The organism is Pseudacidovorax sp. (assembly GCF_017991995.1).
In the GTDB taxonomy this organism is placed as follows: domain Bacteria; phylum Pseudomonadota; class Gammaproteobacteria; order Burkholderiales; family Burkholderiaceae_C; genus Xenophilus.
In genome coordinates this window covers 61145-82559 of sequence record NZ_JAGOPN010000023.1, presented here as the reverse complement: position 1 = coordinate 82559, position 21415 = coordinate 61145, and the positions used below count along the sequence as shown (strand labels likewise).

Annotated in this window: 19 protein-coding genes; 11 read left to right on the top strand and 8 right to left on the bottom strand. The window is 69.8% G+C overall.

The features are described 5' to 3' along the window. The first annotated feature begins 3 nt into the window (after positions 1-3). From rpmA to proB, 3 genes are all read left to right on the top strand, one after another. Entirely contained in the window at positions 4-261 is a 258-nt protein-coding gene (gene rpmA / locus KBC94_RS25325) for a 50S ribosomal protein L27 (protein ID WP_017761188.1), read from the top strand. Between the two features lie 89 nt (positions 262-350). After that, complete coding sequence (cgtA, locus tag KBC94_RS25320; RefSeq protein ID WP_294376988.1) at positions 351-1418, top strand: Obg family GTPase CgtA; 1068 nt, start codon at positions 351-353, stop codon at positions 1416-1418. A 54-nt stretch (positions 1419-1472) separates the two neighbouring features. Continuing rightward, positions 1473-2606 carry a glutamate 5-kinase gene (gene proB, locus KBC94_RS25315; protein ID WP_294376985.1) on the top strand — a complete coding sequence of 378 codons (1134 nt, stop codon included), beginning with the start codon at positions 1473-1475 and terminating at the stop codon, positions 2604-2606. A 102-nt stretch (positions 2607-2708) separates the two neighbouring features. Here proB and KBC94_RS25310 read toward each other — a convergent pair whose 3' ends face one another. Further along, positions 2709-3209 (bottom strand): CNP1-like family protein, encoded by a 501-nt coding sequence (locus KBC94_RS25310; protein ID WP_294376982.1) that lies wholly within the window; start codon positions 3207-3209, stop codon positions 2709-2711. Positions 3210-3222: 13 nt separating this feature from the next. Then, positions 3223-3888, bottom strand: coding sequence for an RNA pyrophosphohydrolase (locus KBC94_RS25305; RefSeq protein ID WP_017761184.1), 666 nt, complete (start codon positions 3886-3888; stop codon positions 3223-3225). A 141-nt stretch (positions 3889-4029) separates the two neighbouring features. Between KBC94_RS25305 and KBC94_RS25300 the strand changes: the two genes are divergently transcribed. Next, positions 4030-5772: a proline--tRNA ligase gene (locus KBC94_RS25300; protein WP_294376978.1), complete on the top strand. Its 1743-nt coding sequence runs from the start codon at positions 4030-4032 to the stop codon at positions 5770-5772. 89 nt (positions 5773-5861) lie between these two features. Continuing rightward, complete coding sequence (locus tag KBC94_RS25295; RefSeq protein ID WP_294377051.1) at positions 5862-6539, top strand: lytic transglycosylase domain-containing protein; 678 nt, start codon at positions 5862-5864, stop codon at positions 6537-6539. A gap of 59 nt (positions 6540-6598) precedes the next feature. On the opposite strand, the gene KBC94_RS25290 is transcribed toward KBC94_RS25295, so the two are convergent. From KBC94_RS25290 to hemA, 6 genes are all read right to left on the bottom strand, one after another. Then, complete coding sequence (locus KBC94_RS25290; RefSeq protein WP_294376975.1) at positions 6599-7924, bottom strand: hemolysin family protein; 1326 nt, start codon at positions 7922-7924, stop codon at positions 6599-6601. Positions 7925-8078: 154 nt separating this feature from the next. Then, positions 8079-9077 carry an AAA family ATPase gene (locus tag KBC94_RS25285; protein ID WP_294376973.1) on the bottom strand — a complete coding sequence of 333 codons (999 nt, stop codon included), beginning with the start codon at positions 9075-9077 and terminating at the stop codon, positions 8079-8081. A 258-nt stretch (positions 9078-9335) separates the two neighbouring features. Further along, on the bottom strand, positions 9336-9659 hold the full coding sequence (grxD, locus tag KBC94_RS25280; protein ID WP_294376969.1) for a Grx4 family monothiol glutaredoxin: 324 nt from the start codon (positions 9657-9659) through the stop codon (positions 9336-9338). A gap of 38 nt (positions 9660-9697) precedes the next feature. Further along, on the bottom strand, positions 9698-10549 hold the full coding sequence (prmC, locus tag KBC94_RS25275) for a peptide chain release factor N(5)-glutamine methyltransferase (RefSeq protein ID WP_294377048.1): 852 nt from the start codon (positions 10547-10549) through the stop codon (positions 9698-9700). Between the two features lie 95 nt (positions 10550-10644). Further along, positions 10645-11730, bottom strand: coding sequence for a peptide chain release factor 1 (gene prfA / locus KBC94_RS25270; RefSeq protein ID WP_294376966.1), 1086 nt, complete (start codon positions 11728-11730; stop codon positions 10645-10647). Positions 11731-11840: 110 nt separating this feature from the next. After that, a complete protein-coding gene (hemA, locus tag KBC94_RS25265; protein ID WP_294376963.1) occupies positions 11841-13127 on the bottom strand; it encodes a glutamyl-tRNA reductase in 1287 nt (428 codons plus the stop codon). 91 nt (positions 13128-13218) lie between these two features. Here hemA and KBC94_RS25260 point away from each other — a divergent pair, with 91 nt between their 5' ends. From KBC94_RS25260 to KBC94_RS25235, 6 genes are all read left to right on the top strand, one after another. After that, complete coding sequence (locus KBC94_RS25260; protein ID WP_294376960.1) at positions 13219-13494, top strand: hypothetical protein; 276 nt, start codon at positions 13219-13221, stop codon at positions 13492-13494. Between the two features lie 95 nt (positions 13495-13589). Next, positions 13590-14279, top strand: a complete 690-nt coding sequence (locus KBC94_RS25255; RefSeq protein WP_294376957.1) for a TetR/AcrR family transcriptional regulator — start codon at positions 13590-13592, stop codon at positions 14277-14279. After that, the gene (locus KBC94_RS25250) at positions 14276-16189 is read left to right on the top strand and encodes an alkyl sulfatase dimerization domain-containing protein (RefSeq protein ID WP_294376953.1); all 1914 of its coding nucleotides are present in this window, start codon (positions 14276-14278) and stop codon (positions 16187-16189) included. The genes KBC94_RS25255 and KBC94_RS25250 overlap by 4 nt, the downstream gene beginning before the upstream one ends. Before the next feature lie 79 nt (positions 16190-16268). Beyond that, positions 16269-17945, top strand: coding sequence for a GMC family oxidoreductase N-terminal domain-containing protein (locus KBC94_RS25245; RefSeq protein ID WP_294376950.1), 1677 nt, complete (start codon positions 16269-16271; stop codon positions 17943-17945). A gap of 78 nt (positions 17946-18023) precedes the next feature. Continuing rightward, the gene (locus KBC94_RS25240) at positions 18024-20339 is read left to right on the top strand and encodes an arylsulfatase (protein WP_294376948.1); all 2316 of its coding nucleotides are present in this window, start codon (positions 18024-18026) and stop codon (positions 20337-20339) included. A gap of 51 nt (positions 20340-20390) precedes the next feature. Then, positions 20391-21359 carry a tripartite tricarboxylate transporter substrate binding protein gene (locus tag KBC94_RS25235; protein ID WP_294376942.1) on the top strand — a complete coding sequence of 323 codons (969 nt, stop codon included), beginning with the start codon at positions 20391-20393 and terminating at the stop codon, positions 21357-21359. Positions 21360-21415: the final 56 nt, after the last annotated feature.

The window sequence follows — 21415 nt, the reverse complement described above, 5'->3', positions numbered from 1 at the left end:
ACCATGGCACAGAAAAAAGGCGGCGGCTCTACGCGTAACGGGCGCGATTCCAAGCCCAAGATGCTCGGCGTGAAGGCCTTCGGCGGCCAAGTGATCAGCGCCGGTTCCATCATCGTGCGTCAGCGCGGTACGCGCCTGCACGCCGGTGACAACGTGGGCGTGGGCAAGGACCACACCCTGTTCGCGCTGGTCGATGGCCGCGTCTCGTTCGGCATGCGCGGCGCGCTGAACAAGCACGTCGTGAACATCACCCCGGTCTGAGCGACCTCGCTCTCCCGTGTGAAGCCCCGCTTTGCCGGGGCTTCATCGTTTATGTGCCTCCCGGCACGTCTCATTTGTAAACTGCCCTCATGAAGTTCGTCGACGAAGCCTTCATCGACATCGCCGCTGGCGATGGCGGCAACGGCTGCGTGTCGTTCCGCCATGAGAAGTACAAGGAATTCGGCGGTCCCGACGGCGGCGACGGCGGCCGCGGCGGCCACGTCTTCGCGGTGGCCGATCCCAACCTCAACACGCTGGTCGACTACCGCTTTTCACGCCGGCACGAGGCCAAGCGCGGCCAGCACGGCATGGGCTCCGACATGTTCGGGGCCGCGGGTGACGACGTCACGCTGCGCATGCCGGTCGGCACCATCATCAGCGATGCCGAGACGGGCGAGGTGCTGTGCGAACTGCTCGTGCCCGGCGAGCCCGTCACTATTGCCAAGGGCGGCGATGGCGGCTTCGGCAACCTGCGCTTCAAGTCCTCGATCAACCGTGCGCCGCGGCAAAAGACGCCCGGCTGGCCCGGCGAGCGCAAGAGCCTCAAGCTCGAACTCAAGGTGCTGGCCGACGTGGGCCTGCTGGGCATGCCCAATGCCGGCAAGTCGACACTGATCAGTGCCGTCTCCAATGCCCGCCCGCGCATTGCCGACTATCCCTTCACGACGCTGCATCCCAACCTGGGCGTGGTGCGCCTGGGACCGGAGCAGAGCTTCGTCATTGCCGACCTCCCGGGGCTGATCGAAGGCGCCTCCGAAGGGGCGGGCCTGGGCCACCTCTTCCTGCGACATCTGCAGCGAACCCGGCTGCTGCTGCACGTGGTCGATCTGGCCCCCTTCGACGAGGGTGTGGACCCCGTCGCCCAGGCCAAGGCCATCGTGGGCGAGCTCAAGAAGTACGACAAGGGCCTTCACGACAAGCCCCGCTGGCTGGTGCTCAACAAGCTGGACATGATCCCGGTCGACGAGCGCGCCGCCCGCGTCAAGGACTTCGTCAAACGCTTGCGCTTCAAGGGACCGGTCTTCGAGATCTCCGCCCTCACGCGAGAAGGCTGCGAGCCGCTGATGCAGGCCATCTACCAGCACGTCAAGGCGCAGCAGAAGGCCGAGCAGCCGCCGGAATACATCGATCCGCGCTTCGCTTCGCCCCAGGACTGACCACCGCCTTCGCCCGCACTCTCCACGGCGCCCGGCGCCGCACGATTCCGCTCCATGACCCGCAACTTCTCGTCCTCCGTCCTGCGCGATGCGCGCCGTCTCGTGGTGAAGGTCGGCTCCAGCCTTGTCACGAATGAAGGCAAGGGACTGGATGAGCAGGCGATCGGCGAGTGGTCGCGCCAGCTCGGAGCGCTGGTCCGTGATGGGCGCGAACTGGTCATGGTGTCGAGCGGCGCGATTGCCGAGGGCATGAAGCGCCTGGGCTGGTCCGCGCGGCCCAAGGAGGTCCACGAACTGCAGGCGGCCGCCGCCGTGGGGCAGATGGGCCTGGCCCACATGTACGAGAACAAGCTGCGTGAGAACGGCCTGCGCAGCGCGCAGGTGCTGCTCACGCATGCCGACCTCGCCGACCGAGAGCGCTATCTCAATGCCCGCTCCACCCTGTTGACCCTGCTCGGCCTGGGCGTTTTGCCTGTGATCAACGAGAACGACACCGTCGTCAACGACGAGATCAAGTTCGGTGACAACGACACGCTGGGGGCGCTAGTCGCCAATCTCGTGGACGCAGATGCGCTGGTCATCCTCACCGACCAGAAGGGCCTCTACACCGCCGATCCGCGCAAGAACCCCGATGCCACCTTCGTGCATGAAGCCCAGGCTGGCGATCCCGCGCTGGAGCTGATGGCCGGCGGGGCGGGCTCCAGCATTGGCCGGGGTGGCATGCTGACCAAGATCCTGGCGGCCAAGCGTGCGGCCGGATCGGGCGCCTCCACGGTCATCGCCTGGGGGCGGGAGCCCGATGCGCTCATGCGGCTGGCGCGCGGTGAGGCCATCGGCACGCTATTGGTGGCCGACACCGCCAAGCACCAAGCCCGCAAGCGCTGGATGGCCGACCACCTGCAATTGCGAGGTGCGGTGATCGTGGACGAGGGCGCTGCGCGCAAGGTCCGGGGCGAGGGCAAGAGCCTGTTGCCCATCGGCATGACGGCCGTCGAAGGCGACTTTTCGCGGGGTGACGTCATTGCCATCCGCGATGCGGCCGGTGTCGAACTGGCCCGTGGCCTGGCGAACTATGCGGCCGCCGAGGCTCGGTTGCTCTGCCGGCGCTCGTCGACGGACATCGAAGGGCTGCTGGGCTATTCGGCCGAGCCCGAGATGATCCACCGGGACAACCTCGTCCTGATGTGAGCGCGGGGCCTCGACGGCCCTCTTGCAGTTCGGCGTGATTCGCCGGCCGCATGCGGCGTGTTGCCCGCTGTTTGGTTGCCGGCCGCCCTGGGCCTGTGGTGCTCAGTTGAGCAGGATCTCCGGGCGCTTGAGTTCGCGCACCATGTCCGTCACGCTTGCCCGCGGCGCGCGTCCCCGGCAGAGCGCCTGCCGGGACAACTCGTACGTGTAGATCGAATTGCGGTCGTCGATCCGCTTCCAGTCGGCATTGTCGACCAATCGCCACGCGCCATCGGCCGATCGTGCGTAGGTCTTGTATTCCGCCGTGGCGCAGCGCACGCCTTCGTAGAAGGCATTGATAGTGCTGCTGCCCTCGCGCCAGCCGAGCACCACGTAGCGAACGACGCCGTCCGGCGTGATCACGATGGTCTTGGGGTCGATGCCGAACTTGAGCGTCATGTACGCCGGCATCTCGATCTGCAGCGCACGCTTGACGTCGTAGGCGGGCGGAGGCGGGACTGCCGATTCCTGCCAATCCGGGTTGTCGACCAGCTGCGCATGCGCGGTGCCCGCCACCAAGGCCGCCGTGGCGAGCAGGTGCGTGAACTTGGCCGCTGCCGTCAAGCGCCACCGGGCACTAGGGACTTGCGGGTGTCGGGCTGTCTGGATGCGAGGCATGATCGGAGGCACTGTTGGGGTCGGGGTCGAAGGACGCGCCCGGCGGCAATTCGAAGGTGGGCGCCGCGGCGGCAGGGCCGTGCGGTGGCCGGTCACGATGATCGGCTTCGCGGCCCCGCATGCTGCCGCGCAGGAAGCGGTTACGCATGTCGGGCCGTGGCAGGAAGCGGGCCAGTTCGGTCAGCGCCATCTCGTAGACGCCACGCTTGAACTCGACCACCACGTCCAGCGGGACCCAGTAATCGTGCCAGCGCCAGGCGTCGAACTCGGGATGGTCGGTGGCACGCAGGTTGAGATCCCAGTCGTGCCCCACAAGTTGCAGCAGATACCAGATCTGCTTCTGGCCTTTGTAATGGCCGCGGGCGTCGCGGCGGATGTAGCGGTCGGGCACCTCGTAGCGCAACCAGTCGCGGGTGCGGGCCACGATGCGCACGTGGTCCGGCATCAGGCCGACCTCTTCGTGGAGCTCGCGGTACATGGCCTGCTCGGGTGTCTCGCCCCGATCGATCCCGCCTTGAGGAAACTGCCAGGAGTGGGTGCGGATGCGTTTGCCCCAGAACACCTGGTTTTTCTGGTTGAGCAGGATGATGCCGACGTTGGGCCTGAAGCCGTCCCGGTCAAGCATAATCAAACCCCAATTTTTGAACTGGTTCGATTATGCATAGATCGATGCTGGCCGGAGCTTGACGCCGGCCCGCCCAGTTCCCGGCCCCGCGCCGCGTGCGGCACGCCGCCTTCCTTCCTCCAGCTTCTTGCCCTGCAGTCGATGAAAGCATCCCGTTTCCTGGTGTCCACACTCAAGGAGGCCCCGGCCGACGCCGAAGTGGCCAGCCACCGGCTCATGACCCGTGCCGGCATGATCAAGAAGCTCGGCGCGGGCATCTACACGTACATGCCCATGGGCTTGCGCGTGATCCGCAAGGTGGAGGCCATCGTGCGCGAGGAGATGAACCGCGCCGGCGCCGTCGAGATGACCATGCCCGTGGTGCAGCCTGCCGAGCTCTGGCAGGAGACGGGCCGCTTCGACAAGATGGGCCCCGAGCTGCTGCGCATCAAGGACCGGCACGACCGCGACTTCGTGGTCCAGCCCACCAGCGAGGAGGTGGTGACGGACATCGCCCGCCAGGAGATCCGCAGCTACAAGCAGCTGCCCAAGAACTTCTACCAGATCCAGACCAAGTTCCGCGACGAGCGCCGTCCGCGCTTCGGCCTGATGCGTGGCCGTGAGTTCATCATGAAGGACGCCTACAGCTTCGACCGCAGCCCCGAGGCGGCCAAGGCGAGCTACCAGGTGATGGCGCAGGCCTATCGCCGCATCTTCGACCGCTTCGGCCTGCGCTACCGCGCCGTGGCGGCGGACAGCGGCGCCATCGGCGGCGACCTGAGCGAGGAATTCCAGGTCATCGCCGCAACGGGTGAGGACGCCATCGTCTACTGCCCCGACAGCGACTACGCCGCCAACATGGAGAAGGCAGAGGCGCTGGCGCCCACCGGCCCACGCGGCGCGGCGACGCAGCAGATGACCAAGACGCCGACGCCCGGCAAGTCCACCTGCGAGGACGTGGCGGCGCTGCTCGGCGTACCGCTCTCGACCACGGTGAAATCGCTCGTACTGGCCACGGACTTGCTCGACGACAAGGGCGCCATCAAGGCCACCCAGGTCTGGCTCCTGCTGCTGCGCGGCGACCACGACATGAACGAGGTCAAGGTCGGCAAGCTGCCCGGCCTGGCCGGCTTCCGATTCGCCACCGTGGGCGAGATCGAGGCCCACTTCGGCTGCAAGCCCGGCTACCTGGGCCCGCTCCACATGAAGCAGCCGGTCAAGGTTGTGGCCGACCGCGAGGTGGCACTGATGGCCGACTGGATCTGTGGCGCCAACGAGCCCGACTTCCACATCACCGGCGTCAACTGGGGCCGCGACCTGCCCGAGCCCGACCTGGTGGCCGACCTGCGCAATGTCGTCGCGGGCGATCCGTCGCCGGACGGCAAGGGCGTGCTGGCCATCGAGCGCGGCATCGAGGTGGGCCACGTCTTCTACCTGGGCACCAAATACAGCCACGCCATGAGCGCCACCTTCCTCGAAGAAGACGGCAAGCCGCGTCCGCTGGAGATGGGCTGCTACGGCATCGGCATCACGCGCCTGCCGGCCGCCGCCATCGAGCAGAACCACGACGAGCGCGGGATCATCTGGCCCGATGCGCTGGCGCCCTTCACGGTGGTGCTGTGCCCCATCGGCATGGACCGCAGCGCCGAGGTCAAGGCGGCTGCAGAGGCCCTGTATGACCAACTGCTGGCCGACAGGGTGGACGTGCTGCTCGACGACCGCAACGAGCGCCCCGGCGCCATGTTCGCCGACTGGGAGCTCATCGGCGTGCCGCACCGGCTGGTCATCTCGGACCGCGGCCTGAAGGAAGGGCAGTTCGAATACCAGCACCGCCGCGACACGGCGGCGACCAAGGTGCCTGCAGCAGAGGCGGCGGCCTTCCTGAAGGGCCGCCTGGCGGTGTGACGCAGCAGCGCCTGGCCTTCGCCGATGTGCAGGCCGGCGTGCCGCTCGGCCCTGCTGCAACTGCGGCCACGGCTGCGGTGGCCGAGGCGATGTCGCCTGTGTCCCAGACCGGGCGCCGTGGCTTCCTGGGCCGCGCGGTGCAGGTGGCTTCCTGGGCTGGCCTCGCCGGCCCGCTGTGGCGGCCTTCCACCGCCCACGCCGGCGCCCAGATCGAGGAGCCGCTGGCCGATGCGGTGCGCACCGCACTCAGCTCGGCCATCCTCAACAACGCCCCGCCGGTTCCTGAGTTCGACGACTTCGCCGGCCGCCTGCACTACCTGCGCTGGCTCGGCACCATGGGCGACCGGCTGCGGCGCAAGGTGTCCGATTGGCAGACCCGCAAGGAGCTGCTGCAGACCATCTGGTACGAAAGTCGCCGCGCCGGCCTGGACGTGAGCCTGGTGCTGGGCCTGATCCAGGTCGAGAGCAACTTCCGCAAGCACGCGGTGTCGAGCGCGGGTGCGCGGGGCTACATGCAGGTGATGCCCTTCTGGGTGCGGACCATCGGCAACGGCGACCCCTCGGTGCTGTTCCACATGCAGACCAACCTGCGCTTCGGCTGCGTGATCCTGCGCCACTATCTGGACCGTGAGCGCGGCGACCTGTTCATGGCGCTGGGCCGATACAACGGCAGCCGCGGCCGCGCGCCGTACCCGGACGCCGTCTTCGCCAACCAGCGCAACTGGACCTTCGATCCTCGTCACACCCCGGGCGGCGCAGGCGAGTGACTGGCGGGCCACCGGCCGCCGCCCAGACCTTCGCCGGAGGGCCGCCGACGCTGCGCCCTTCAGTGGTGCACCGCAGGATCGGGCTGCGCTGCGGCCGGTCCGCCGCGGGTGACCATCACCTGGTCGATGCGGTGGCTGTCCACGTCCATCACCTCGAAGGTGAAGCCGGCCCAGCTCACGCTGTCGGTGCGGCGCGGCACGCGGCGCAGCATCACCATCAGAAAGCCCGCGAGCGTCTCGTACTCGTCCTCGTGCGGCATCTCGTCGATGCCCAGGGCGCGCTGCACGTCCTGGATGGGCGTGACGCCGTCGATCAGCCAGGAATGCTCGTCGCGCTGCACGATCTGCTGCTCGTCGGTGGAGGGCGGCACCAGGTCGCCCATGACCGTGCTCATCACGTCGTTGAGCGTGATGACGCCCACCACCAGGCTGTATTCGTTGACCACGATGGCGAAGTCTTCATGCGCGGAGCGGAACTGTTCCAGCACTTCGGTGAGGGTCAGCCGGTCCGGGATCACCAGCGCCTTGTGGATCGGCAGGCCCTGGTCAAAGGAGAGCGGCTGGCCGCCCAGCACGCGCTGGAACATGTCCTTGGCGTCGACATAGCCGAGCACATGGTCGATGTCGCCTTCGCACACCGGGTAGGCGGAATAGGGCTCGGCCACGATGCGTGCGCGCAGCACCGACTCCGGATCGTCGCGGTGCAGCCAGGCGATGCGCTCGCGCGGCGTCATCACGCTGTTGACCATGCGCACGTCCAGCTCGAACACGTTGGCGATCACCTGGTGCTCCTGGGCCGCCAGCACGCCGGCGCGGGTGCCGGCCTCGGACATGGCCAGTATGTCGGCCAGGGTGATCTTGTCCTCGCGCACCATGGGCAGGCCGAGCAGCCGGAACAGGCCGTCGGTCATGCGGGTGAACAGCCAGGTGAGCGGGCCCAGCAGCGTGATCAGCCAGCGCATGGGCCGGGCGATGCGCATGGCCATGCGCTCCGGCTCGCTCATGCCCAGCCGCTTGGGGAAGAGGTCGGCGAAGACCAGGAAGGCCGCGATGATGGTGATGAAGGAGGCGGTGAAGGCGGCTCGCTGGGCGTTCTCGGCATCGAGCGCCAGCTCGAACAGGCGCGCGAAGTAGGGCGTCAGCGCCCCTTCGCCCACCACGCCGCCCAGGATGGCGATGGCGTTCAGGCCGATCTGCACGACGGTGAAGTAGTGGCCCGGCTGCTCCTGCAGCGCGATCACCTCCTGGGCCCGCGCGTCCCCGTCGTCGGCCAGCTGGCGCAGGCGCAGCCGGCGGGCGGCGGCCAACGAGATTTCGGCGACGGAGAAGAAGGCGCTGACGGCAATCAACAGCGCGATCAGGAGCAGGCTTTGGGTCAGGGTCATCGGCTGGCAGGAAGTGGCGCCGGCCTGAGGATAGCGCCCCGGCGCACGGCGTCACCCGTGTCTCAGCCCCGCGAGCATGCCGGGCCGCGCTCGAACGGCAGGCGCGCGAGCGGGCAGGTCCCACGCGGCCCGGGACGCCCTCCGTGGCGTCGGGTTACTGCACGAAGCCGATGCGTGTGCGCTGGCTGCCGGCGCTGCGCGGCAGGTCGTCCGCCTGCATCTGCTCGCGCCGGGCCAGGCGGGCATTGCCGAAGCCGGTCATCAGCGCGCGTCTCATCTCGCGCGGAGCCAGGCTGGCCAGCACATCGAGCACGTCGTCGGCCGGCTCGGCGGCCAGGTGACGGCCCCAGTCGTGCTCGGCGCGGATGGACAGGTACAGGTTGCGGGCGATGCGCCGCGCCTGCTCGGGCGAGGGCGCTTCGATCTCGAACACGTTCATCCGGTTGAGGATGGGCTCAGGCACGCTGCGCTCGTCGTTGGCGGTGGTGATCCAGATCACCTGGCTGGCGTCGATGGCGACTTCGGCGAACTCGTCGACGAAGTGGTGGGCCGTGTCGTGCTCCAGCAGGCTGTAGAGCGCGCCCAGCGGGTCGTACTGGGCATCGGCGCTGGCCTTGTCGATCTCGTCCACCACGATGACGGGGTTGGCGTACTGGCCGTCGACCAGCGCCTCGAACACCTTGCCGGGCTTGGCGCCCTTCCATTGCGAGGAGGCACCGGAGAGCAGCCAGCCGGCGGTCATGGAACTCATCGGGACCAGTTGCATGCCGGTGCCCAGCAACTCGGCCAGCTTGCGGGCGAAATGGGTCTTGCCGATGCCGGGTGGGCCCAGCAGCAGCATGGGCGTCACTTCCAGGCCGTCACGGCTGTCCTGGGCCAGCGCGACGTGGCGGCGTACGTCGTCCAGCACATCGGTGAAATTGGGGAGCTGTTCGTAGAGCGCGGCCATGTCGGGCACGCCGCTGGGCTTGACCTGGAAGCGTTCGGGCCCGCGCTCCAGCATGCGGGTGTAGGTGCTGCGCAAGGTCTCGTGCTCGCGCTCGGGCAGCTTGGCGAGCCGGCGCTCAACCTCATGCGTCTCGTAGACGCTGCGCAGCTGCGCCACGGGCAGCTGGAAGCCTGCGCTGGTGGGGACGAGACTGCGGGAATCCATCGGGAACACCTCCGTATCGAACAACAACACCTGGTGCGATACAGCATAAGACGTGCCCGCGCCGCTTGCACACGGACCGCAGGGGGCCGACAGCCAATGTGGCTTGGCGACTACAAGAGAGTAGGCGGTGCTCGGGGCGTGTATGAATCCGCCGAGGCCGGGTCGGACGAGGCGGGTGCCGCCCAAAGCAATTCGGCCCGCACGCAGCGAGCCGAATCGAAGCCGGGCTGGCCGGCGGTGGAGAGGTGCCCTGCAGCCTCAGGCGGCCTGGGTCAGCATCTGCTGCAGTTCGCCGGACTCGTACATCTCCATCATGATGTCCGAACCACCCACGAACTCGCCCTTGACGTAGAGCTGGGGGATGGTCGGCCAGTTGCTGTATTCCTTGATGCCCTGGCGGATCTCGGCGTCGTCCAGCACGTTGACCGTGGTCAGCGCCCTGGTGTCGACGCCGCAGGCCTTCAGGATCTGGACGGCGCGGCCGGAGAAGCCGCACATGGGAAAGCTCGCGTTGCCCTTCATGAAGAGCACGACATCACTCGACTTCACGATGCCGTCGATGCGTTGCTGAACGTCGCTCATGGGGTTTCCTGTGGGTGGTGGGGTGATAAGGACGTGGATTATTTCACCGGGGCCCAGGTTGCGCCGGTGCAGCGGGCAATGCCGGACAGATCGTGGCGGTGCTGGATGTCGGCAAAACCCGCGGCCGCCAGCAACTCGCGCACGGCGGCAGCCTGGTCGTGGCCGTGTTCCAGCAGCAGCCGGCCACCGGGCAAGAGGTGGCCGGGCGCGGCGCGGACGATCTGCCGCAGGTCGTCCAGACCATCGGCGCCGGCCACCAGCGCCGACAGCGGCTCGTGGCGCAGGGCGGGAAGGTGCGGGTCGCCCTCGGCGATGTAGGGCGGGTTGCTGACGATGAGGTCGTAGGCGGTCGGGGGAGCTCCGTCCAGCCAGGAGGCCTGGCGGAAGGCGACGGGCAGGCCGAGCCGCTGGGCGTTCGCCGCGGCCACCGCGAGTGCATCGGCGCTGGCATCGACCGCCTCGACCCGCGCATCGGGCCGGGCGCGCTGCAGCGCCAGGGCGATGGCGCCGCTGCCGGTGCCCAGGTCGAGCACGCGCGGGGCGTGGCGGCCCTCCAGGCAGGTGAGGGCCCAGTCGACCAGCGTTTCGGTGTCCGGTCGCGGCACGAGCACGCGGGCGTCCACCTGAAGGTCGAGGCCGTGGAATTCCTTCTGGCCGAGCAGATAGGCGGCGGGTTCGCCTGCCAGGCGCCGTCGGAAGAGGGCGGCGATGCGCGGCCAGTCGCCGGCAGCGAGCGCGTCACCGTCGTGCGTCAGCAGCCAGGCCCGGTCGTGCGGCGCCCGGTCCAGCGCAAAGAGCAGCAGCAACTGGGCATCGAGCCGATCGAGGCCGGCGCGCAGGCCGGCCTGCAGGGCGGCGGCGACGCTCGGTGGGGCGGCTTCTGCGGACAAGTGAGCGGACGTGGCGGCCGCTGGCGCGGGCGCGGCGCTCGCGGCCTCGGCCCCCGCCGTGGTGTCATCGCCAGCCGGCATGCTCGGGCGACCGCTCATGCCTGGCTCGCCTCCAGCTCCGCCAGCTGCTCGGCCTCGCGCGCCGCCTGCAGCGCATCGAGCACCTCACCCAGGTCGCCTTCCATCACCGCGCCGAGCTTGTAGAGCGTGAGGTTGATGCGGTGGTCGGTGAGCCGGCCCTGCGGGAAGTTGTAGGTGCGGATGCGGTCGCTGCGGTCGCCGCTGCCGATCAGTCCCTTGCGCAGCGCGGCCTCCTTGGCGGCGCGCTCGCTGCGCTCCTTTTCCTGCAGCCGGGCCTGCAGCACCTGCAGCGCCTTGGCCTTGTTGCTGTGCTGGCTGCGGCCGTCCTGGCATTCGGCGACCAGGCCGGTGGGCAGGTGCACCACGCGCACGGCGGAGTCGGTCTTGTTGATGTGCTGGCCGCCGGCGCCGCTGGCGCGGAAGGTGTCGATGCGCAGGTCGGCCGGGTTGAGGGTGATGGCCTGCGTCTCGTCGGGCTCGGGCATCACGGCCACGGTGCAGGCGCTGGTGTGGATGCGGCCCTGGGTTTCGGTGGCGGGCACGCGCTGGACGCGGTGGCCGCCGGATTCGAAGCGCAGCCGGCCGTAGGCGCCGTCGGCTTCGACGCGCAGCACCACTTCCTTGTAGCCGCCGATCTCGCTCTCGCTGGCGCTCATGATCTCCAGCTTCCAGCCCTGGCTGGCGGCATGGCGTGTGTACATGCGCGCCAGGTCGCCCGCGAACAGGGCCGATTCGTCGCCGCCCGTGCCCGCGCGGATTTCGAGGAAGGCATTGCGGGCGTCGTCCGGGTCCTTGGGCAGCAGCAGGCGCTGGAGTTCGTCCTCCAGTTGCTGAAGCTCGGCGGTGGCGGCGGCGATCTCCTCCTGCGCCATCTCGGCCATGTCCGGGTCACCCAGCATGTCGCGGGCGCCGGCCAAGTCGGTCTCGCGCTGCCGGTAGCGGGCCCAGCGCCCGGCGATGGCCGTGACCTCGGCATGCTCGCGTGATAGCACGCGGTACTGCGCCATGTCGGCCATGATGTCCTCGCGCGAGAGCAGGAAGTCGAGCTCTTCCAGGCGCTGGGCGAAGCGTTCGAGTTGGTGGCGGAGGAAGTCTTTCACGGGCGAAGCGGAAGGGGGGACGGGGCCGTGCGGCAAGGGCGGCGCAAGGCGGTTGCGCGGCGGAAGTGAGCAGCCCCCCGTGCAGAGGAGGCTTCAGCGAGCGAGCGTCGCTAGTTGTCGCGGCGCGGGTCGCCGTTGCGCAGGAAGAGCCGGCTCACCGTCTGCGCCGTCTGCTCGCGGTGGGTGGCGTCGCCGGCGTGCAGTTCGGCCAGGGCGCCGTGCAGCATCTTCTGCGTGAGGCCGCGCGACAGGGCCTCCAGCACCGCCTCGACATCGTCGCCGCGGGCGAGCTGGCGGCGGGCGCGGGCCAATTCGGCCGTGCGCCAGGCATCGGTCTGGGCCTGCAACTGCTGGATCAGCGGCACGCTGCTGCGCTGGTCCATCCAGTGCAGGAAGTTCTGCACCCCGGCATCGATGATGGCCTCGGCCTGGGCGACGGCGGCCTGGCGGCTGGCCTCGCCCTGGCGCACCACATGGGCAAGGTCGTCCACGGTGTACAGATAGACGTCTTCCAGCGCCTTGACCTCGGGCTCGATGTCGCGCGGCACCGCCAGATCGACCATGAACATCGGCCGGTGCTTGCGCACCTTGAGTGCCCGTTCCACGGCACCGAGGCCGATCAGCGGCAGGGTGCTGGCGGTGCAACTGACCACGATGTCGAACTCGGCCAGGCGGCTAGGCAGGTCGGCCAGGCGCATGGCCTCGCCGCCCAGGCGGCTGGCGAGCTTCTCGCCGCGCTCGAGCGTGCGATTGGCGATGACGATGCTTGCGGGCTGGCGCGCGGCGAAATGGGTGGCGGCCAGGTCGATCATTTCGCCGGCGCCGACGAAGAGCACGCGGGTCTCGCGCAGGTCCTCGAAGAGCTGGCCGGCCAGCCGAACGGCAGCGGCGGCCATGCTGATGGAATGCGCGCCGATCTCGGTGGAGGTACGCACTTCCTTGGCGACGGCGAAGGAGCGCTGGAACAGCTGGTTGAGCGTGGTGCCCAGCGCGCCGGCCGTCTCGGCGGCGCGGATGGCGTCCTTCATCTGGCCCAGGATCTGGGCCTCGCCCAGCACCATGGAGTCGAGGCCGCTGGCCACGCGGAAGGCATGGCGCGCGGCCTGGCCATCGGTGAGCGTGTAGGTGTGGGAGCGAAGCAGGGCCGGCGAGACGCCGCCGCTGCCGGCCAGCCAGTCGACCGTGTGCTCCAGCGCGGGGCGGTCGGCGGCGCAGTAGATCTCGGTGCGGTTGCAGGTGGAGAGGATGGCGGCCTCCACCGGCGGATGGCCGCGCAGGCCCACGGCGCTGCGCAGACTCTGCAGGGTGGGTGCGATCTGGTCGACGGCAAACGCGAAGCGGCCGCGCAGGTCGAGCGGCGCGGTCGTGTGGTTCAAGCCGAGTGCCCAGACTGCCATAACCGCGCATTATAAAATTTGCGCCCCTCTTCGGCGCCTTGCACTGCAGCAAACCCTCCTATCGCAGTCATTGGCAGGTGCTCTGCAGCGCATGTCCCCCCTCCAGTTCCTCGATCACCTGCTCAATTTCGTCGCACCGGCCATCGTCGTCGCCGGGCTGCTGGCGCTGGGCCTGCGGGTGACGCAGCGGACACGCTCGCTGCGCGTGCCGTTGTGGAAGCAGGTGGCAATCACCACCGGGGCCGGCGTCGTGACGCTGCTCGGTGGCCTGGTGCTGACGGGTCACGACGGGCGGATGGCGACTTATGCGGCGCTGGCGCTGGTCGCCGGCACCGTGCAGTGGGCCCTGCTGCGCGGCGGACGCTAAGCCGGTCCTTTCCTCATTCCTGCGGGTAAGCCCGAGCTTCCGACGCCGTTGTTCACGCCATAACATGAATATGAATTCATGTTCATGTTGAGTCGATGCAGGAAGAACTCGTCCAGAAAGCCGCCGGCACGCTGCCGGCGCAGCATGCCGTCGCACCCAAGCGCCCGCGCGGCCAGGAGCGACAGCAGGCGCTGATCGAAGCCGGGCTGCAGCTGACGGCCAGCCGCCGCTGGTCCGAGGTGACGGTCAGCGACATCGCCCAGGCCATCGGCTGCTCGGTCGGCACCTTCTACACGCGCTTCCACAACAAGGAGGCCTACTTCGCCGTGCTGCAGCAGCTGTTGGCGGAGGTGCTTCAACAGCGGCTCGACGCCTTCCACGCCGCGCCGGAGCGCGAGGGCGAGACGCCCGCGCAGTTCCTGCAGGCCTGGGTGGGGCTGATGGTCCATTCCTTCCGGCTGCACCGCGGGCTCTATGCCGCAGCGCTGGGGCAGACCCAGCAGCAGCCGCGCGACGCCAACACGGCGCATCCGCTCGCGAAGCTGCGGTTGGTCACGCGCGGACGGCTGGTGGCGGCCATGGCGCGCTGGCCGCAGTGGCAGGGCGAGGTCGCCGCCGCGCGCCTGGGCTTCGCGCACCAGATGCTGCACGGGCTGCTGGTCAGCGCCGTGCTCACCGACCCGGGGCCCGTCCGGCTGGACGAAGCCGCCCTGGTCGCGCAGACCGCCGAGGCGCTCGGCGCCTACCTGGGCATCGCGCCCGACCACCGGGACACCCAGCCATGAAGACCGCCTACGGCCCCACCCTCGACCTCCAGCGCCTGGCCGCGGCCGGCGCGCCGCCGGAGGACGGCGAGGACTTCGACGACGCCCACCGCGGCTTCCTCGGTAGCGACGACGAGGCCGAGGTGGCCGGCGTCTCCGGCGCGCCGGTCTGGAGTCTGCGCCCCTACGCCTTCCTTGACGACGAGACGCCGGCGCCCACCGTCAATCCGGCCCTCTGGCGGCAGGCGCGGCTCAACCGCATCCACGGGCTGTTCCAGGTCACGCCACGGATCTTTCAGGTGCGCGGCTACGACCTGGCCAACATCACCTTCATCGAGGGCGACGACGGCCTGATCGCCCTCGACGCCCTCACGGTGCCCGAGACCGCCGCCGCGGCGCTGCGCCTCTACCGGCGCCTGCGCGACCCCGAGGGCCGCCGGCCGCTGCACACGGTGATCTACAGCCACAGCCACAGCGACCACTTCGGCGGCGTCGCCGGCCTGGTCTCGCAGAAGGACGTGGATGCCGGCCGGGTGCAGGTGATCGCGCCCGTGGGCTTCATGCACCACGCCGTGGCCGAGAACGTGATCGGCGGCGTGGCCATGGCGCGGCGGGCGCAGTTCCAGTTCGGCCACACGCTGCCGGTGGGCGCCGACGGCCAGGTGGATGCCGGCCTGGGCAAGAGCCTGCCGCGCGGCCGGCCCTCGCTGATCGCGCCCACCTGGGAGATCGTGCAGGACGTCGAGGCCCACACCATCGACGGCGTGGCCATCGAGTTCCAGCTGGCGCCCGACACCGAGGCGCCCGCCGAGATGCACTTCTACTTTCCGGGCGAGCGCGCCCTGAACCTGGCCGAGAACGCCACGCGCACGCTGCACAACCTCTGTCCGCTGCGGGGCGCCAAGGTGCGCGATTCGCTGGCCTGGTCCAAGTACCTGCACCAGGCGCTGCAGCGTTGGGGCGACCGCAGCGACGTGGCGCTGGCCCAGCACCACTGGCCCACGTGGGGGCAGGACCGGGTGCAGGGCTTCCTGCGCGAGCAGCGCGACCTGTACCGCTGGCTGCACGACCAGACCGTGCGGCTGATGAGCCATGGCCTCAAGTCGGCCGAGATCGCCGAGGGCCTGACGATGCCGGGCCCGCTGGCGCGGCGCTGGCATGCGCGCGGCTTCTACGGCACCGTGTCGCACAACGTGAAGGCCATCTACCAGCACTACCTGTCCTGGTACGACGCCCATCCGGCCAACCTGCACGCGCATCCGCCGGTGGCGGCGGCCGAGCGCTACGTGCGCTACATGGGCGGCATCGACGCGCTGGTCGAGCGCGCGCGCGAAGACCTGGCGCGCGGCGACTACCGCTGGGTGGCCGAGGTCATGAAGCATGCCGTCTACGCGCACCCGGATCACGCCGGGGCCCGCGCGCTGGCCGCCGAGGCGCTGGAGCAGATGGGCTTCGCCGCCGAGTCCGCCACCTGGCGCAATGCCTTCCTGCTGGGCGCGCGCGAGTACCGAGAGGGCCCGCCCGCCGCGCCGGCGGTGCCCGGCGGCAGCGCCATGCTGGGCGCGCTGGGCAACGGCCTGCTGTTCGACGCGCTGGCCGTGCGCCTGAATGCGCCACGTGCGGGCGAACTCGCCTGCGTGGTCGGCCTGCACCTGGTCGACAGCGGCGAGCACTGGCGGCTGGAGCTGTCCAACGGCGCGCTGAGCCCCATCCGCGTGCCGTCGTCCGAGCCGCCCTGCGATGTGCACCTGACGCTGCCGCGCCGCGCCCTCAACGCCCTGTTCGCGCGTCAGCAGACGCTGCCCGAATTGGTGGGGGCCGGCGAGGCGCAACTGCGCGGCGACGCCAGCCTGCTGCCGCGCTTCTTCGGCCTGCTGGACAACTTCAGCGGCAGCTTCCCGGTGGTCGACGCGGCCCGCTGGCCCGACTAACGACGCACGCGGGCACGAGGGCCCCGCGACCGGCCCGCGCCCACGCTCCGATTCCTCCCCAGCGCTCAGGAGACGCGCCATGCCCCAGAACAACCACCAGGAAGAGCACTTCGACTACGTCATCGTCGGCGGCGGCACCGCCGGCTGCACGCTGGCGGGCCGGCTGAGCGAGGATCCGCGCGTCACCGTCGCCCTGCTCGAAAGCGGCGGCAGCGATGCCAGCGGCTGGGTGACCGTGCCCATGGGCCTGATCGGTACCGTGCCCACGCGACGCATGAACTGGGCCTTCGAGACCGAGCCGCAGCCCGGTCTGGGCGGCCGCCGCGGCTACCAGCCGCGCGGCAGGGTGCTGGGCGGCAGCTCGTCGATCAACGCCATGATCTACGTGCGCGGCCATCCCTCCGACTACGACGAATGGGCCGCGCTCGGCTGTACCGGCTGGGGCTGGCAGGATGTATTGCCGTACTTCCTGCGCGGCGAGGGCAACACGTCGCTGCCGGCCTCCGCCCTGCATGCGACGGATGGGCCGGTGAAGGTCTCCAACATCCGTTCGCCGGCCGCTTTCAACGAACGCTTCCTGGAAGCGGGGGTGCAGTGCGGCTACGTGCTCAACCCGGACTTCAACGGCGCGCAGCAGGAGGGCGTGGGCTGGTTCCAGGTCACGCAGAACGGCGGCGAGCGCTGGAATGCGCAGCGCGCCTACCTGGCACCGGCGCGCAACCGCCCGAACCTGCGTGTGATCACCGGCGCCCACGCCCTGGGCCTGCGCATGGAAGGGCGACGCGTGAACGGCGTGGACGTGTCGGTCGGCGGCCAGCGCCGCAGCCTGACGGCCCGCGCCGAGACCCTGCTGTGCGCCGGTGCCTTCGGCAGTCCGCAACTGCTGATGCTCTCGGGCATCGGGCCGGCCGAGGCGCTGCAGGCGCAGGGCATCGCCGTGCGCCACGCGCTGCCGGGCGTGGGGCGCAACCTGCAGGACCATCTGGACTGCGTGCTGTCGCGGCGCTGGTTCGACCTGGAACTCTTCGGCCGCACGCCGCAGGGTCTGGTGTCGCTCTTCCGGCACTGGGGCCGCTGGCGCCGCGAGCGCGAAGGCTGCTTTTCCACCAACTTCAACGAGGCCGGTGCCTTCCTGTGCAGCCAGCCCGGGCTGCCCCGGCCCGACATCGGTCTGCATTTCTCGCGTGCCCAGGTGCAGGACCATGGCCGTCGCCAGATGCCCGGCCATGGTTACGGCCTGCATGCCTGCGTGCTGAGGCCGGCGTCGCGTGGCACGGTGGGCCTGCACAGTGCCGACCCGCATGCGGCGCCGCGCATCGACCCGGCCTTCCTCTCCGATCCGCAGGACATGGCGGCCATGGTCGAGGCCTACCGCATCTGCCGCCGCATCCTCGCCGCGCCGGCCTTCGCCGACGTGCGCGGCATTCCCGGCCGCGCCGAGCCCGACCCGGCCGACCGCATGGGCGTGGAGGCCTACATCCGTGCCACCGCCGACACCATCTACCACCCCGTCGGCACCTGCCGCATGGGGCAGGACGCGCAGGCCGTCACTGATCCTGAACTTCGCGTGCACGGCCTGGACGGTCTGCGCGTGGTGGATGCCTCGGTGATGCCGCGGCTGATCGGCGGCAACACCAATGCGCCGACCTACATGCTGGCGGAGAAGGCGGTCGACCTGATCCGGGGCCGGTCCGCCCCGCCTGCGACGCTCGCCCCGACGCCTGTGGCGGAGGCCGCCACCCTCGCAGCCGTGTAGGTCGCACGCAGCCTCAAGTCACACGCGCTCGCCGCATCCCGCCCTCCCGCCCCCGGCACCGAAACCCAGGAGCCCGCCATGCCCGCCGCCCAACCGCCCGAAGCCCCCGCCTACCAGGGCCACGCCGGCCGCACCCTCGCCGAGTCGCGCCCCTGGTGGCCCGAGCCCGCCCGTCCCAAGCCCGGCACGCCCAACGTGCTGGTGGTGCTGTTCGACGACGTCGGTTTCTCCGACTTCGGCTGCTACGGCTCCGACATCGCCACACCCACCATCGACGCGCTGGCGCGGCAGGGCGTTCGTTGCACCGGCTTCCATACCACGGCGATGTGCTCGACCACGCGCGCCTCGCTGCTCACGGGGCGCAACCACCATGCGGTGGGCATGGGCTGCCTGGCCAACTTCGACTCGGGCTACCCCGGCTACCGCGGCAAGATCGCGCGCGACGCGCCCACGCTGGCCGAGATGCTGCGTCCACACGGCTACAACAACTACATGGTCGGCAAGTGGCATGTCACGCCCGTCAGCGAGACCGGCCCCGGCGGCCCCTACGACGGCTGGCCGCTGCGCCGCGGCTTCGACCGCTTCTATGGCTTCCTCGATGCCGAGACCGACCAGTACAGCCCCGAGCTGGTCCAGGACAACACGTTGATCGCCGCGCCCGGCACCTACGAGACCGGCTACCACCTGACCGAGGACCTGGTGACCCAGGCCATCCGCATGATCGCCGACCACCAGGCCGACCGGCCGCGCCAGCCCTGGTTCACCTTTCTGGCGCTCGGTGCCTGCCACGCGCCGCATCAAGCGCCGGCCGAACTCATCGCGCACTATGACCAGCGCTTCGCCCACGGCTGGGACGAGGAGCGCGCCCGCCGCCTGGCGCGCCAGATCGCCATGGGCGTCGTGCCGCCCGGCACGCAACTGCCCGAGCGAAACCCCGGCGTGGAGGCATGGGACGACCTTCCGCCCGAGCAGCAGCGCCTGTTCACCCGCCTGCAGGCGGCCTATGCCGCCATGCTCGACCATGCCGACCGGCATCTGGGGCGGCTCGTCGCCTTCCTGGAGGAAGCGGGCCTGCGCGATGACACGCTGATCCTCGTGCTCTCCGACAACGGCGCCAGCCAGGAGGGCGGCCCGCTCGGCATGGTCAATGCCATGGGCCCCTTCAACCTGCTGCAGGAGACGCTGCAGACCAAGCTCGCCCGCATCGACGACATCGGGGGGCCCGACACCCACAGCAACTTCCCTTACGGCTGGGCCATGACGGCCAACACGCCGCTCAAGCGCTACAAGCAGAACACGCATGGCGGTGGCATCCGCGATCCGCTGGTCGTCTCCTGGCCGCGCGGCATCGCCAGCGACGGGGCGCTGTGGAAGGGCTTCTGCCATGTGAGCGATCTGGCACCCACGGTGCTCGACCTTCTGAAGCTGGCGCCGCCCACGCAGGTGGAGGGCGTCGCCGCGCAGCCCATGACCGGCCAGAGCTTCGCCGCCTGCCTGCGTGAGCCCGCCGCGGCCTGGCAGCGCGGGCCGCAGTACTTCGAGATGTTCGGCCACCGCGGCCTGTGGCACGAGGGCTGGAAGGCCGTGGCCTGGCATGCGGTCAACACGCCCTTCGAGGCCGACGTGTGGGAGCTCTACCACCTCGACGAGGACTTTTCGGAGACGCGCGACCTGGCCGCCGTGCATCCCGAGCGGCTGGAAGCACTCAAGACCCTGTGGTGGCGCGAGGCCGAGGCCAACCAGGTGCTGCCGCTGGACGACCGCTTCGCGCCGCGCTTCGCCGAGAACGGCCGGCGCGTGCACGGCCCGCGCACGCAGTTCGTGCTGCATGCCGGCATGGGCCACCTGCCCAACGACGTGGCGCCCGACGTGCGCAGTCGCGACTACCGCATCGAAGCCTACGTGCGCATCGACCGCGCCGATGCCCAGGGCGTGCTGGTGGCCCATGGCGACGCCACCTGCGGCTACAGCCTGTACCTCAAGAACGGCCACCTGGTGCACGACATGAACGTCGGCGGGCGCCACCACCTCATCGTCTCGGAGCGCCCCTTCACGCCTGGCCACCATGTGCTGGGCCTGCAGATGCGACTCGGCCCCTGGGTACGGGTGCGGCTGCCGGTGATCGGCATGACCATCATGCCCTCCACCCGCACCGCCACGCTGCTCATGGACGGCGAGCCGGTGGGCCGGCTGGACACGCGCATGCTGGGCTTCAACAGCCAGGTGTCCTTCTCGGGCCTGGACATCGGGCTGGACCGTGGCAGCCCGGTATCGCACTACGAGGCACCCTTTGTGCTTCAGGGGGCACGGCTTTTCCGCGTCGAGTACCAGCTCGATCCGCTGCAGCGCCTCGATCCTGAATTGCTGGCACTGGTGGAGATGGCCCGGCAATAGCGTTTTTCCCCGCATCGACAACACCGAACGACACAACCAGAGGAGAGACCCATGCAACGCCGAGAACTGCTTGCCGCCGGCCTGGCGGCCCTGCCTGTCCTCGCGCCCTTGCCGGCGCGCGCGCAGACGCCCCTGCGCATCGTCACCACCGACCAGCCTGGCGGCGGCATGGACGCGCTGCTGCGGCCTCTGGCCGACCGCCTGGGCCAGAGCCTGGGTCGGCCGGTGCTGGTGGAGAACCGCGCCGGCGCCCAGGGCCGGATCGGTGGGCAGGTGGTCGCCACCAGTCCTCCGGACGGCAACACGCTGCTCGTCACCGTGCAGGCCGGCGTGGTCATCAATCCGCAGGCCTATCCGAGCTGGCCGTACAACACGCTCACCGATCTGGTGCCGGTGACGGACATGGGCCGCGGGAGTCTGCTGCTGCTGACCGGCCCGTCCATGCCCGCCAACGACTTCGCGGGTCTGGCCAAATGGTTGCAGGCCCAGCCCAGGGGCAGCGTGAGCTACGGCACCTACAGCCCCGGCACCATCTCGCATTTCGGCGGCGTGCTGCTGGCCCAGTCGCTGGGCGTGGACATGGTGGCCGTGCACTACAAGGCCTCGGGCGATCAGGTGCGCGACATCGCCGGGGGACAGGTTGCGCTGGGCTGGGGCCCGGCGGCCGGCTCGGTGGGGCAGCTGATCAAGGCCGGGCGCCTCAAGGCCATGGCCTATCTGGGGCCCAAGCGCCTGCCGGCCTTTCCCGATGTGCCCACCATCCGCGAGCTGGGTCATCCGAGCGTGGAGATGGATGGCTGGATCGGCGTGTTCGCGCCCCGCGGCACGCCTTCCGACGCGGTCGCACACCTCCAGCAGGAGATCGCCCGCGCCATCGCCGCGCCGCAGATGCGCGACCTGTACCTCAACGTCGGCTTTGCACCGGGTGGTGCGCCGCCGGCCGAATTCGCGCAGCTGGTCAAGTCGGACTGGCAGCGCTTCGGAGAGACGATCCGGATGATGGATTACCGGCCCGAGTGAGCGGCGCGCCCGCGGGGCGTTCCTGCCGAGCACAAGCCCGATCGATCGCGGCAGGC